The sequence below is a fragment of the Acinetobacter corruptisaponis genome (assembly GCF_030053775.1).
In the GTDB taxonomy this organism is placed as follows: Bacteria; Pseudomonadota; Gammaproteobacteria; order Pseudomonadales; family Moraxellaceae; genus Acinetobacter; species Acinetobacter corruptisaponis.
The window spans coordinates 534,940-547,705 of record NZ_CP125669.1 but is presented as its reverse complement, the minus strand read 5'-3'; the positions used below and the strand labels follow the sequence as shown (position 1 = coordinate 547,705).

Below are 12,766 nucleotides of genomic sequence, written 5' to 3'. Positions count from 1 at the left end.
ATGGATGATTACTCATCCATTTTCTCTAAAGAATTCTTTTGATGATTAGTGCTTAATCGACACTTGTGATCAATAATTCCCCACATGCAGAAAGCCATAGAGACGACCATTGCATAGGCAAAATATTCAGGTTTTAAATTACCCATAATTGTGCCTTGAAACAACAACGTCACCATAAGGGCGAGTGTTGTAATTGCATAGATACTCGAATCTCTGGTCTTCAGAGTGTTAATGAAGACTTGCTTGTTGAAATGTAATGATAACATCTCCATCCCTCCTTGTGGTGATGACAAAACTTAAGTGTTTTAGTCAGAATTATTCTTTAAGTTGTACTGCGATTTTTTTAGTATTTCAATAGCTAAACTTACTATTTTTAAATAAATTTATTAAATGCATTGATTTTTATAACTTTTAAGTATTTTAAATGTGAATTTGCAGTATTTTTTGGTGAAATGATGAGGTGTTTTTTTACATTTTGAAAGATTTAGAATTTTAACATGATGAATAATATTGCTATTTTACTTTTTTACAGACTTAACATATCTTAAAAAATAAAGATTTGTCGTAAACAGAAAATGCACATTGGATAAAGGAACATTCTTTGTATAGCTAAAATGATGTTTGGATAAAACATTGTTTTAACGACAAATCTTTTTAATTCTTGCTACCTGATAATAGGTCAATTGCAATTGCAACCATAAGAACGGCACATGATGGAAGTAACCAGGCAAGGTTTTGTTCACTTAATGGTAAGTGATCAATAAATTGTGGTAACTTTTTTGTAAAACCAGCCGCTTTAATTGCCTCTACAATGCCGAAAAGGAAAGCGATGGCGGTCACTGAACCTACAACTAGCGATGGCTTGTTCCAGTGTTTCCAGAAAAAGCTAAGCATAATCACCACGATTGCTGGCGGATAAATTGCACTTAATACAGGAACAGAGAACGCAATCAGTTTGGTTAAACCCAGATTGGAAATTAACAGTGAAAATCCGATCAGGATAAAAACCAGTAACTTATAGGGTAAACTAGTTAATTCATTAAAATACTCTGCACATGCGCAGGTTAAGCCAATCGCAGTAACCATACATGCCAGAAAAATTAATCCAGTCAGGAACAATGAACCCAGATCACCAAAGGCATGCTGTACATACGCATGTAGGATGACTGCGCCATTATCCGCATTTGCCGCGACTTCATGGCTACCTAAACCGAGTTTAAACAGACTGATATAAACAAGGGTTAAACCTACACCTGCAATCAAGCTGGCGATAATTGCATATTTGGTTATCAACTTGGAATCAGTTACTCCACGGGACTGAATGGCCTGAATAATCACAATACCAAATACCAGCGCTCCTAAGGTGTCCATGGTCAAATAACCGCTGACAAAGCCCTCGGAAACTGGACTGTTGACATAATGGTTAATCGGTGGAGAGATATAACCTGTCGGAATGGCAAAGGCTGCGATGCCCAGTACTGCAAGTGCAACAATTTTTAATGGTGCCAGTACGTGTCCGACGGTATCAAGCAGTTTATTGGGATAAAGAGAAACTGCGGCGACAAAGGCAAAATAAATCACACTGTAGATCAGGAGGCTACTGCTGGATGTACCAAAATATGGCGCGAAACCAATTTCATAAGAAACGGTGGCAGTACGTGGCGTCGCAAATAATGGACCTACGGATAGGTAACAGACTATGGTCAATAATAAGCTGGCAAAACGACCTAGAGGGGAACTGATGACCTCAATTGAGCCCTGCATACGTGACAAGGCCATGATGGTCATTACAGGTAGACCAACTGCGGTGATTAAGAAACCAAATGCAGCGAGCCATACGTGTTCACCAGCCTGCTGGGCAACAATAGGGGGGAAAATAATATTGCCTGCACCAATAAACAGTGCAAAGGTCATAAACCCTAAGGCGATAATATCTCCTGTACGAAGTTGGTTCATAAAGGGGAGGTACAAAATAAAAGTGCGGATTTTAGAATAAAAATGCTGTCATTTGAAACCAATTTTATGTGAAAAACAGTTTATTTTTGTCTAAAAAGAAATGATTAAAATCATGGGATTAGCTTTGGTAAACTTAATTATTTGAAAAGGTTTTTAAAAGTAAAGAATATTGCTTCTTATACCTTTTTCCTATGATGCTGGTCGAAATTAAATGTAAAATAAAAAGTGTCTTTCAGTCGTAAAAAGATTGAAGATTTGAGGGCTGAGGCGTAAAACTATTGAAATATTGAATGCAGCATAAAAAACGGCTCTGCATTGCGAAATTAATTTGATTTTTACATAAGGAATATCTCGAATGAGAGCTTCTACTGTGACCATTAAAACGGAACAAGATATTGAAAAATTGCGTATCTCGGGTCGTTTGGCGGCACAAGTTCTGGAAATGATTGGTCCTTATATAAAGGCTGGTGTTTCAACTGAATATTTAGATGATATATGTAATGATTATATCATCAATACTTTACAGGTTATTCCTGCCAATGTGGGTTATCACGGTTTTACCAAAACAACCTGTATTTCTGTCAATGAAGAAGTATGCCATGCCATTCCTTCTCCCAAAAAGATTTTGCGGGAGGGCGACATTCTAAACATTGATGTGGCAGTGATTAAAGATGGTTATTTTGGCGATACCAGTCGGATGTACTTTGTGGGTGAACCAAGCCCTGAAGCCAAAAAATTAGTTGAAACGACTTATGATGCAATGCTGGCAGGTATTCTTACGGTTAAGCCTGGAGCAACATTAGGCGATATTGGCTATGCGATTCAATCTGTTGCCCAAGCTCAGGGGTATAGTATTGTCCGTGAATATTGTGGGCATGGCATTGGACGTGTTTACCACGAACAACCGAATATCCTGCATTATGGCCAGAAAGGCCAGGGCATGGTATTGAGAAAAGGCATGGTCTTTACCATTGAACCGATGGTGAATGCAGGTAGGGCACAGGTGAAAGAGTTAAGTGATGGTTGGACGGTGGTTACACAGGATAAATCTCTTTCTGCCCAATGGGAACATATGGTTGCTGTGACAGAGGATGGTTTTGAATTACTTACCCCTTGGCCAGAGGGAACTGGGCATTATCCTGCTATTTCATAAATACAGCAAAGGCCCGATATTAATCGGGTCTTTTTATCGTAGAACATAAGGTAAGTTGTTCAACCAGATAGTCAATAAATACACGAACCGCTGGCAGTAAACCGCGACGTGATGGATAAACTGCATGGAAAATTCCATGTGGAGCAGTCCATTCAGGTAAGACTTTTACTAATTGCCCCGTTTTAATAAAACCCTGAGCAATGCTGTCGGGCAATAAAGCAATCCCACAATTCTGACTGGCTAATTCTGCCAACATCAACAAATTCGAACCCATAATCACAGGGTTGACCTTGATTTTTTTTTGCTGATGATCTGGGCCTGACAGTAAAAAATGCTGGTCAAGATGCTCTTCAGCCATGCTGATAATACGATGTTCAGTGAGTTGTTCAGGTGTAGTTAAATGACCAAACTCATTTAAATAGGCCTGACTGGCAAAAAGTCGTTGTTCAATGGCTTCAAATTGTCTTAAGACCAGATTCGGGTCATCGTCCAGTTTGGAACGCACACGTAACGCCAAATCAATGCCCTCATTAATGACATCCACACGGCGGTTACTCACCATCATCTGCACACGGACTTCTGGATATTTTTTTAGGAAAGCGGGCAATATTTTTGCCATTTGATTCTGCGCAATATCCACAGGAACACTGACCTTGATGACACCACGTGGCTGGCTGCTTAAATGGTTCACCACATCATGGGCGGCTTGTGCTGCATTCATCATCACCTGTGCATGACGATAGACATCCATGCCAATGTCTGTCACAGCAAAATGGCGTGAACTACGTTGAATGAGACGGACACCCAATTGTTCTTCAAGGTTGTAGACCCGACGGCTGAGTTTTGATTTAGGAATGTCTGTTGCACGTTCAGCAGCACTAAAGCCGCCATGCTCAACCACAAGCGCAAAGCAATAAAAATCATCTAAATCAGTCAGCATTACGCTATGAACTCCAGCTTCTTGTCATTAAGTTTGGTAGAAAAGTGATTATTAAACATTTTGGCCTAATAAAATATCCCGAACCTGTTTATACTCATTTAGTCGCTCAAAGTCTTTGCTTGTTGGCGATGAAATCCGAGACAAGTCCATATTGTCATTGATATCTGCCAATTTCACAACACGTGCTAAAGGGTTTTGTACAGTTCGTTGCGCGGCTTGTATCCGTGACTCACCTTTTTGTTTGGTCAGTGCAACGATTGCTTCGATAATGTGTGGTTGGAATCCCAGCGCTTGTAAATCTTCGATGCTTGTCTCAGTATCTTCTAAGACATCATGTAGAACAGCAATAATCTTATGTTCAATGCTAGGTACATTTAGCATGACTCTCAATGGATGTAAAATATAGGGTACATTGGCTTTATCAACTTGGCCTGTGTGTTGTTTTGCTGCAAATGCAATGGCTTGTTCAAGGGTTGCCATCAGCTAAATCCTCCTATTCAAGATAGATTAGCGTGTCATATTCTTTTAAACTGATTGAAATCCTTTATGCTTTATTATTATGTCATATCAACTCATCAATATTGTCGATGCTACCCAGAATATTTTATGTCCATATTGCCAGCATGCTGTTTTGGACTGGGAGCAGGAACAATATATTCAGCCTTGTGAACATACTTTATTTATGGCAATGGATTTGGGTTTTGAATTTATTGCAGACCGTTTTGAGGATGTTTTAACACAGTCCGTTGATGAAATTCATGAAGATCCAAACATGAATGTTTTTATGACTGTGACGCAGGCAAACTATCCTGAAATGAAAATCTACAAGGCAGATTTGGGCGTGGAGGGAATGTTCCGCTATGTTGGTTTTAGTAAACAGTAAGTTTAAGCAATTAAAAAAGCCAATCATTTGATTGGCTTTCTGCTTTTACAGCTTAGGCTTCAGGCGCTGGACTGTACTGCTCAACCAATGGCTTTAACTCACCATTCTGGAACATTTCAAGCATGATGTCGCTACCGCCAATGAGCTCGCCATTGATCCATAACTGTGGGAAGGTAGGCCAGTTGGCAATTTGAGGTAAAGTTGCACGAATATCTTGATTTTCCAAGATATTTACATAGGCAAATGGACGACCAATTTGGCTAAGTGCTTCTACTGCACGCGCAGAAAAACCACATTGCGGGAATTGGGGAGTGCCTTTCATGTAAAGTAAAACAGGGTGTTTCGCAATTTGATCACGAATTAAAGCTACTGTATCACGCGCTTGTTCCGTCATAGATAGATCCTCAACTAATCTTGCCAAATTATATACTGAAAAACAGTTTACGAGCTATTGTTAAAGATTTTTCTTATATAAATGTGAGTTTATGCTTTCAATCTACGCAAGTTTTTGCTTATATAACTTTTTTCCACTACAACTAATGATAGATTGAGTTTGTTATGACTAATATCACTCTTGCTCCTGTACAACCTGATCAACCAACACACCTTATGGCAACTTATGGCCGCCAGGCGATCAGCTTTGTACGAGGACGAGGGGCGTATCTATATACGGCGGATGGGACAGAATATTTAGATGCCTTGACGGGGATTGCTGTATGTGGATTGGGTCATGCTCATCCTGTGATAGCGGAGGCGATTGCTGAACAAGCCGCAACCTTGATTCATACCAGTAACTTATTTGAAATTCCTTGGCAAACCGCCGCTGCACAGAAATTGGCTGAAGTTTCTGGGATGGAAGAGATTTTTTTCTCCAATAGCGGTGCCGAGTCAAATGAAGGTGCAATTAAAATTGCCCGTAAGTTTGGTGCACAACAAGGGATTGTCAATCCAAAGATTTTGGTTGCTGAACAGTCTTTTCATGGTCGTACCTTGGCAACCTTGTCTGCGACAGGCAATAAAAAGGTTCAGGAGGGTTTTGCGCCGTTAGTTCAGGGTTTTATCCGTGTACCATTTGGTGATGTTGAAGCGATTCAGGAAGCGGCAATCCATCATCCTGATATTGTTGCAATCCTGATTGAACCGATTCAGGGTGAAGGTGGCGTTAACACTGCGCCACAAGGCTTTAGCTATCTGGAAGAAGTCCGTGCTTTATGTAACCAGCATAACTGGTTGATGATGCTGGATGAAATCCAGACTGGAAATGGGCGTACAGGTAAATATTTTGCCTATCAACACACCAATATTGTTCCTGATGTAATGACCACAGCCAAAGGTTTAGGCAATGGTTTCCCAATTGGGGCAGTGATGACTCAGGGTAAAGCGGTAGGTTTACTGGGTGCAGGCAGTCACGGTTCAACCTATGGTGGCACAGTGTTGGGGTCGCGTGTGGTATATACAGTACTGGATACACTTGAAAAAGAAAATGCGGTTGCAAATGCTGCCACTGTCGGTGCCTATATCGTGGATCAACTCAGAGAGCAATTGGCTGGCTGCAATGTACAGGTGCGTGGTTTTGGTATGATGATTGGTATTCAACTACCAAAAGACTGTGCTGAAGTGGTTGCGATTGCCCGTGATCAATATAAATTGATTATCAATGTCACGGCTGGTTCCGTGGTTCGTTTGTTACCGCCACTCAACATGACTCAAGCTCAGGCAGATGAGTTGTTGCAACGTCTTGTTCCTGCAATCCAGAACTTTCTAACAGCATAGTTCTGGGTTGTTAAGAATAAAAAAACAGGACAGTGAATTGCCCTGTTTTTTTATGGTTAAACAATTAACCAGAGATATATTGTTGAAGTTGTTCAATCAGGATACGTTGATCTTCCATTGCCGCTTTAACCAAGTCACCAATTGAGATAAAACCCACCAGCTTTTCTTGATCCAGCACAGGTAAATGACGTAAGTGGCGATCAGTCATGAGCTGTAGACATTCCTCTACCGTATGGTTGAGGCCTACTGAAATGACCTTGGATGTCATAATGTCCGAGACAAGGGTGCTTTCCGATGTACGTTCCATCAAGGCGATCTTACGGGTATAGTCACGTTCAGAGAAAATTCCAACCACTTTTTCATCTTCTGCAACCACCAGTGCACCCACACCTTTGTCCGCCATAATTTTAATTGCTTCAAGTACAGTCGCATTTGGTGAGATTGTAAAAATTGATTGTACTGCTTTATTCTTGATGACTTGAGCAACGATTGTCATTGTTTATCCACCTGTGTTGTATTGTCATTTTCATTTAACTTAACGGTATTTGTTTTAATTGCAAAGTCCTAATTGAGCCACAATGATAACTTTTTCTCATGAATGTTTAAAAAGTCATCACTGTAACAATGGAAACTTTAGGCAGTCGCTACAGGTTGATGCTGCATAAAAAAGAAATGCTGCATTTGCTGTGTTGAAAGCTTGAATTTGCGATGTGACGAGTTAAATAAAGCAGGCTCAACTTGTAGGCGGGTTAGGGTTGGCAATAAAGATTCATGAAAATCTTTTGGTGTGATTTTTCGTGGTGTGTAATTTTTCCAATGCGCCTTGGCATAACGATGCGCTTGAACACCATTCAGCCAGAAAGGAAAGACATGACCGTCCTGATCAGATTTGATTGCCCAGCCTTGATGATATAAACCCCAAAGAACACCGCAATACATCATTGTTTTTAGAATTGAAATCTTAATCATCAACTCACGTGATACTGGTTGAAAGTGGTTAAACCGATACATATTATTAAACTGATCTTATTTAAACTTATGTTTTATTATAAGAAATTTAGATGTCATTTATGTTTAAACAATTCATCTAAATCGTAAGCAAATATTGTATGTATTAAGAAAATGCAAAATAAGCAAGATAAAGTGATTGATACTTTGATGCGATTAACACTTTGAAGTGTGTAAGATAAATGGAATGTGGAGTGGCGAACGATGACATAGGATAAAAAGATAGGAACGGATTTTGCGCAGGCATTAAAAAACGCCACCTAAGTGACGTTTCTTTATGCTTGTAGGGTTGCCATCTTCTGCCAATACTGTGCTTTCAGGGAATCACGTTCGACTCGGAAGCCTTGATAATACAACTCTGCCAAAAATAATGCCGCTTTGCCGTGACCTGCTTTCGCTACTTCTTCAAGCTCTTTCACTGCATCCTGAAAGTTTTTTTGTGATTGAATTGTATTTACCGCATTGGCATATACATGCTCTAGTTCATGGTGTGTAAAATGTTGAATCATATAATAACTCCTTATTTTAATTATGATTACCGCAAATTCTATTCAAAGAAACTCTACTTTGAATTTAAGCTACTTTAACTTTGAATTGTTAAAGTATTATGACAAAATTGATTGAATTGTCAAATATATTGCGTGTCATTTCGTAAATAAAAGCTTACACGATTAAACATTTGTCGCAAATAATTTTAAGTAAAATCAAAGTCAGAATAAGAGAAAAGGAGAACAATATGTCAAATGTAATTGATGGTGTAAGTATTGATGTGCCACCATTAGAGAGCCAGATTATCACTTTGGCTCATCATCACCGTAAATTACTGGATGAAGCCATTTTCCATCAGGAAATTCATCTCGGTGATTATTGTCTGGCTCAGCGCAAGCGTGTATATGATTTTGCCAGCCATTTAAGTCCTGAACAAAAGGACCGCTTTTACAAGATTTATGATGGCGAGCTAAGAAATATTGCCGATGATGATGAATTGCACCCAGCCGATGCAGAGAGCGGTGTAGGGATATTTGCAATTTTTATTACCTTAGTGATCATTGCTTTTATTCTATATTTCGCTTTTGTCCGTACCTTGGTTAATTATTGATAAAGTTTCTGGACGTTCAATAAGTTGTTTCATTGTGACTTATTGAACGTTAGGCTTGTCCTTAATGAACCAGACACATACACTACTTCATAGCTTTGAGGTAAGTTATGTTGTCTTTATTTTCTAAACATCAGGTTTTAAAGTCTCGGTTTGGGACAAAAGTCGATCAATTTTGTAATATTCTGGTCGCGATAATAATTTTTTCAATTTTTATCGTTGCCTATAATGCCTTGCAACGCCCTGTCAATACAATGCAATATCAACAGGTTATTCAGTTTTCACAACAAGCCAGCCATCCCAGAACACAGCACATGGCGATAGTTATTTTAAGACATTCCAGTATTCGTCGCGTAGACTACCTAAAGCTTTTGAATGCCTATCAATTTGAATCAAACCGTATTAAACAATATCCAGCAATGAAACAAGAGGATGAGTAAGTTTTAATCGACTCATTTTTATTTATAAATGAATGATTTGGCCCAGTCGGGAAAAAGAAAACAATTTGTGCTAGACTGTCAATCTTTTTAAAAAGCTGCTTTATTCTCAAGGAATCGACATGCAACAGCAATCGAATATGCAAAATAAATTCTTGATAGATGCTGACATCGGTGATGATGATGTCACATTGCCGAGTTTACCTGCTGTCGATGTTCCCATTATTGAGCCAGTTGTAAAAACCACAGTTGAAACACCTGCACCTACTCCTGTAGAACAACCATCAATATCAGTCGTTGAGGAAGATGACACAAAATCCACGGGTTTCTTTGGCCGCATGAAAGATGGTCTGACCAAAACCCGTCGTAGCTTTACCGATGGTATGGTCAATATTCTGATCGGCGGTAAAGAAATTGATGATGAACTGCTGGAAGAGGTCGAAGAGCAGTTACTGGTTGCAGACATTGGTGTAGATGCGACCAAAACCATTATCGCCAATTTGACGGAAAGAACTGCACGTGGAGACCTGATTTATTCACATGCTCTGTATAAAGCTCTACAGGAAGAACTGGTTGCCTTACTTGCGCCGCGTGTAAAGCCCCTACATATTGACCCGAATAAATCGCCTTATGTGATTTTGATGGTCGGTGTCAACGGTGTGGGTAAAACCACGACCATTGGTAAGCTTGCCAAGCGTTTACAGGGTGAGGGCAAGAAAGTCATGCTTGCTGCGGGCGATACGTTCCGTGCAGCAGCGACTGAGCAATTACAGATATGGGGTGAGCGTAATGACATTCCTGTAGTGGCTCAAGGACATGGTGCGGACAGTGCTTCAGTAATTTTTGATGCATTTGAAAGTGCGCGTGCCAAAGGCATTGATGTACTGATTGCCGATACTGCAGGGCGTTTACAAAATAAGGCCAACCTAATGGAAGAGCTGAAAAAAGTTAAACGTGTTATGCAGAAGATTGACGCAACTGCACCACATGAGATCATGCTGATTGTAGATGCGGGTACAGGTCAAAATGCCATTAATCAGGTTCAACTCTTTGATGAAGCAGTGGGTTTAACTGGTATTACCATTACCAAGCTGGATGGTACAGCCAAAGGTGGTGTGTTATTCAATATCGCAAGCCGTACTCATGTGCCAATTCGTTATATTGGTGTGGGCGAGAAGATTGATGACTTACGTCCTTTCTCCGCTAAATCTTTCGTTGCTGCGTTGTTTGAGACGGATAAGTAATTAAATTGTGTTAAAAAAGACTCCATGAAAATTGATCTGACCCCAATAAGTTGGACAGTTTGATTAAGTGGTTTCTAAGGACTGAGTTCTGTACTGTACAGGACTCAGTCCTTTTAGTTTCACCTTGATTCGATCATGGTTGTAATAGTGGATGTATTTTTTCACGACTTGTTCCAGTTCATCAATGGATTTAAATTCTTCTCCATAAAAACACTCTGATTTCAGTATTCCAAAGAAGCTTTCCATAGAGGCATTATCTAAACAATTTCCTTTACGTGACATACTTTGTGTTAAGCCATTCTGTTTCAATTGTTGTTGATAATAATGCATTTGGTATTGCCATCCCTGATCTGAATGGATCATCGGTTTGTCATCAGGTTTTAGTTTATCTATAGCCTTCTTGAGCATATCTTTCACCAATCCAAATACTGGTCTGCGTTGAATGTGAAAGGCTATGATTTCGCCATTAAATAAATCCATGACTGGTGATGGATAAAGCTTCTCACCTCGAACATTGAACTCAGTCACATCAGTTACCCATTTCTGGTTGGGCTGTTCTGCCTTAAATTGACGTTGTAATACATTGTCTGCAATCTTGCCCACTTGTCCTTTGTAAGGGCGATATTTCGTGGCTCTGACACGTGATTTAAGTTGCATAGACTGCATCAGCCGTTGAACACACTTATGGTTGATCACCAAACCTAAATTCCTCAAGGCAAGGGTAATCCTACGATAACCATATCTTCCTTTATGCTGATGATAGATTACCCTGATTTTCTTTTTCAAATCATAATCTTGATCTTCATGTTTATATATTTGCACATGGTAATAGTAAGTACTGCGTGACATCTTGGCTGCATGTAATAAATGCTTTAATGAGTAGGTCTGCCTTAATCCTGATATAAGTCTTGCAAGCGCTGCTGTTCGGCAGCTTCTTTTGCTTCCTGTTCCAGCCTTAAGGCTTTCAGCTTTTTTAAAAAGGCATTCTCTGCACGTAAATATGCTAATTCTTCCAGTAACTCTTTTTGGGTTTTATCTTGGTCTGCCTTAGAGAGTTTGATCGGTTTAGGCATAAGTCTGGTTCGTCCTTTAGGCTTCGGTTTTAATCCATCTATACCGTGCTCTCGATATTGACGCAACCAATTAAATACCTGTGATGGGCTTTTAAGGTCGAATTTAATCATTGCTTCCCGAGCGGATAAACCATCTGTTTGAACCGACTCTATCACTGCCAGTTTAATTTCAAGAGAAAGTACCCGATGTCTTTGTTTTTCAGAAAAAGCTGCTTCACCGTTTTTATTATATTGAGCTACCCATTGGCGAACGAGACTTTGGTCAATATTAAAAAACTTAGAGGTTGTTGGATAACCATAACCTGATAAGTAATGCTGAACAACTTTCAGTTTTAATGCTTTGCTGTATTTAGCCATTAAAAAGCACCCTTCAAATTAGACTAAGAGTGTCCAACTTTCGGGGTGCAGTTCAAATGTGGAGTTTTTTTATTTTGAATAAAAAATAAGATTGTTTCGAAAATAAAACGATCTGTCATGTTTTTTAGTCTATTCCAAAAAAATATGTCGTTATACACTACATTCAATCCAAGATAACGCCAAAAGGGCACAAGTAGGAATAACAACATGAGTAACTTCTTAAATAGCATTAAAGCACGCCGTACCATTTATGCAATTGGTAAAAACCTTTCAGTTGACCAGGCAACAATTGAAGAAACCATTCGTGAAGCTGTAAAACATAGCCCATCATCATTTAACTCACAAACATCACGTGTTGTGACTTTATATGGTGAGTCTCATACAAAGTTCTGGGAAATTGTGCGCGAGACTTTGCGTAAAATGGTGCCAGCAGAAGCATTTGCTAGTACAAGTGCAAAAATTGATAGCTTTGCAGCAGGTTTTGGTACTGCATTATTCTATGAAGATCAAGATGTTGTAAAAGGTTTACAGGAACAATTTGCATTGTATGCTGATAATTTCCCAGTATGGTCAGAGCATTCAAGTGCAATTGCCCAGTTTGCAACCTGGACTGCATTGTCCGAAATTGGTGTAGGCGCATCATTACAACACTACAACCCAATTATTGATACAGAAGTGGCTGAAACTTTTGATATTCCAGCAAACTGGAAATTACGTGCCCAGCTTGTATTTGGTTCTATTGAAGCGCCAGCAGGTGAAAAAACCTATATGGATGATGCTGCACGTTTTAAAGTTTTTAATTGATTTGAGACTAGTAGTGAAAAAGAGCACTTTAGTGCTCTTTTT

At 39.4% G+C, this 12,766-nt stretch carries 16 protein-coding genes; 7 read left to right on the top strand and 9 right to left on the bottom strand.

Going from position 1 to position 12,766, the window contains the following annotated elements; translation table 11 throughout:
• Positions 1-8: 8 nt before the first annotated feature.
• Together QLH32_RS02695 and brnQ are read right to left on the bottom strand one after the other, a co-directional pair.
• A complete protein-coding gene (locus tag QLH32_RS02695; protein WP_283267970.1) occupies positions 9-266 on the bottom strand; it encodes a hypothetical protein in 258 nt (85 codons plus the stop codon).
• 388 nt (positions 267-654) lie between these two features.
• Positions 655-1,956, bottom strand: coding sequence for a branched-chain amino acid transport system II carrier protein (brnQ, locus tag QLH32_RS02690; protein ID WP_283267968.1), 1,302 nt, complete (start codon positions 1,954-1,956; stop codon positions 655-657).
• A 355-nt stretch (positions 1,957-2,311) separates the two neighbouring features.
• On the opposite strand from brnQ, the gene map reads away from it, so the two are divergent.
• On the top strand, positions 2,312-3,109 hold the full coding sequence (gene map, locus QLH32_RS02685; protein WP_283267967.1) for a type I methionyl aminopeptidase: 798 nt from the start codon (positions 2,312-2,314) through the stop codon (positions 3,107-3,109).
• A gap of 19 nt (positions 3,110-3,128) precedes the next feature.
• Here map and QLH32_RS02680 read toward each other — a convergent pair whose 3' ends face one another.
• Positions 3,129-4,049 (bottom strand): LysR family transcriptional regulator, encoded by a 921-nt coding sequence (locus QLH32_RS02680; protein ID WP_267979616.1) that lies wholly within the window; start codon positions 4,047-4,049, stop codon positions 3,129-3,131.
• A 51-nt stretch (positions 4,050-4,100) separates the two neighbouring features.
• On the bottom strand, positions 4,101-4,529 hold the full coding sequence (locus tag QLH32_RS02675; RefSeq protein WP_283267965.1) for a guanosine-3',5'-bis(diphosphate) 3'-pyrophosphohydrolase: 429 nt from the start codon (positions 4,527-4,529) through the stop codon (positions 4,101-4,103).
• A 79-nt stretch (positions 4,530-4,608) separates the two neighbouring features.
• Here QLH32_RS02675 and QLH32_RS02670 point away from each other — a divergent pair, with 79 nt between their 5' ends.
• Positions 4,609-4,932 carry a hypothetical protein gene (locus QLH32_RS02670; protein WP_283267964.1) on the top strand — a complete coding sequence of 108 codons (324 nt, stop codon included), beginning with the start codon at positions 4,609-4,611 and terminating at the stop codon, positions 4,930-4,932.
• Between the two features lie 52 nt (positions 4,933-4,984).
• On the opposite strand, the gene grxD is transcribed toward QLH32_RS02670, so the two are convergent.
• Positions 4,985-5,326, bottom strand: coding sequence for a Grx4 family monothiol glutaredoxin (gene grxD, locus QLH32_RS02665; protein WP_004639270.1), 342 nt, complete (start codon positions 5,324-5,326; stop codon positions 4,985-4,987).
• Positions 5,327-5,490: 164 nt separating this feature from the next.
• On the opposite strand from grxD, the gene QLH32_RS02660 reads away from it, so the two are divergent.
• Positions 5,491-6,705 carry an aspartate aminotransferase family protein gene (locus QLH32_RS02660; RefSeq protein WP_283267961.1) on the top strand — a complete coding sequence of 405 codons (1,215 nt, stop codon included), beginning with the start codon at positions 5,491-5,493 and terminating at the stop codon, positions 6,703-6,705.
• A 64-nt stretch (positions 6,706-6,769) separates the two neighbouring features.
• On the opposite strand, the gene QLH32_RS02655 is transcribed toward QLH32_RS02660, so the two are convergent.
• From QLH32_RS02655 to QLH32_RS02645, 3 genes are all read right to left on the bottom strand, one after another.
• Positions 6,770-7,201 carry a CBS domain-containing protein gene (locus QLH32_RS02655; protein ID WP_004758215.1) on the bottom strand — a complete coding sequence of 144 codons (432 nt, stop codon included), beginning with the start codon at positions 7,199-7,201 and terminating at the stop codon, positions 6,770-6,772.
• 137 nt (positions 7,202-7,338) lie between these two features.
• Positions 7,339-7,716, bottom strand: a complete 378-nt coding sequence (locus QLH32_RS02650; RefSeq protein ID WP_267979612.1) for a DUF2750 domain-containing protein — start codon at positions 7,714-7,716, stop codon at positions 7,339-7,341.
• Positions 7,717-7,988: 272 nt separating this feature from the next.
• Entirely contained in the window at positions 7,989-8,222 is a 234-nt protein-coding gene (locus tag QLH32_RS02645; RefSeq protein ID WP_004680917.1) for an SEL1-like repeat protein, read from the bottom strand.
• Positions 8,223-8,449: 227 nt separating this feature from the next.
• Between QLH32_RS02645 and QLH32_RS02640 the strand changes: the two genes are divergently transcribed.
• The 3 genes from QLH32_RS02640 (at position 8,450) to ftsY (ending at position 10,490) form a co-directional block, all read left to right on the top strand.
• Positions 8,450-8,812 (top strand): hypothetical protein, encoded by a 363-nt coding sequence (locus QLH32_RS02640; RefSeq protein ID WP_283267960.1) that lies wholly within the window; start codon positions 8,450-8,452, stop codon positions 8,810-8,812.
• Positions 8,813-8,919: 107 nt separating this feature from the next.
• Positions 8,920-9,249, top strand: a complete 330-nt coding sequence (locus QLH32_RS02635; RefSeq protein WP_283267959.1) for a hypothetical protein — start codon at positions 8,920-8,922, stop codon at positions 9,247-9,249.
• A gap of 119 nt (positions 9,250-9,368) precedes the next feature.
• Positions 9,369-10,490, top strand: coding sequence for a signal recognition particle-docking protein FtsY (ftsY, locus tag QLH32_RS02630; protein WP_283267958.1), 1,122 nt, complete (start codon positions 9,369-9,371; stop codon positions 10,488-10,490).
• A 63-nt stretch (positions 10,491-10,553) separates the two neighbouring features.
• On the opposite strand, the gene QLH32_RS02625 is transcribed toward ftsY, so the two are convergent.
• A protein-coding gene (locus QLH32_RS02625; RefSeq protein ID WP_432442298.1) for an IS3 family transposase occupies positions 10,554-11,920 on the bottom strand; the annotation gives its coding sequence in 2 pieces (ribosomal slippage) (positions 10,554-11,384 and positions 11,387-11,920; 1,365 coding nt in all).
• 207 nt (positions 11,921-12,127) lie between these two features.
• Here QLH32_RS02625 and QLH32_RS02620 point away from each other — a divergent pair.
• On the top strand, positions 12,128-12,724 hold the full coding sequence (locus QLH32_RS02620; protein ID WP_283267955.1) for a nitroreductase family protein: 597 nt from the start codon (positions 12,128-12,130) through the stop codon (positions 12,722-12,724).
• Positions 12,725-12,766: the final 42 nt, after the last annotated feature.

Coding starts and splice junctions, on each gene's coding strand:
- QLH32_RS02695 (WP_283267970.1), bottom strand. CDS start 266: ATGTTATCATTACATTTCAACAAGCAAGTCTTCATTAACACTCTGAAG.
- brnQ (WP_283267968.1), bottom strand. CDS start 1,956: ATGAACCAACTTCGTACAGGAGATATTATCGCCTTAGGGTTTATGACC.
- map (WP_283267967.1), top strand. CDS start 2,312: ATGAGAGCTTCTACTGTGACCATTAAAACGGAACAAGATATTGAAAAA.
- QLH32_RS02680 (WP_267979616.1), bottom strand. CDS start 4,049: ATGCTGACTGATTTAGATGATTTTTATTGCTTTGCGCTTGTGGTTGAG.
- QLH32_RS02675 (WP_283267965.1), bottom strand. CDS start 4,529: ATGGCAACCCTTGAACAAGCCATTGCATTTGCAGCAAAACAACACACA.
- QLH32_RS02670 (WP_283267964.1), top strand. CDS start 4,609: ATGTCATATCAACTCATCAATATTGTCGATGCTACCCAGAATATTTTA.
- grxD (WP_004639270.1), bottom strand. CDS start 5,326: ATGACGGAACAAGCGCGTGATACAGTAGCTTTAATTCGTGATCAAATT.
- QLH32_RS02660 (WP_283267961.1), top strand. CDS start 5,491: ATGACTAATATCACTCTTGCTCCTGTACAACCTGATCAACCAACACAC.
- QLH32_RS02655 (WP_004758215.1), bottom strand. CDS start 7,201: ATGACAATCGTTGCTCAAGTCATCAAGAATAAAGCAGTACAATCAATT.
- QLH32_RS02650 (WP_267979612.1), bottom strand. CDS start 7,716: ATGTATCGGTTTAACCACTTTCAACCAGTATCACGTGAGTTGATGATT.
- QLH32_RS02645 (WP_004680917.1), bottom strand. CDS start 8,222: ATGATTCAACATTTTACACACCATGAACTAGAGCATGTATATGCCAAT.
- QLH32_RS02640 (WP_283267960.1), top strand. CDS start 8,450: ATGTCAAATGTAATTGATGGTGTAAGTATTGATGTGCCACCATTAGAG.
- QLH32_RS02635 (WP_283267959.1), top strand. CDS start 8,920: ATGTTGTCTTTATTTTCTAAACATCAGGTTTTAAAGTCTCGGTTTGGG.
- ftsY (WP_283267958.1), top strand. CDS start 9,369: ATGCAACAGCAATCGAATATGCAAAATAAATTCTTGATAGATGCTGAC.
- QLH32_RS02620 (WP_283267955.1), top strand. CDS start 12,128: ATGAGTAACTTCTTAAATAGCATTAAAGCACGCCGTACCATTTATGCA.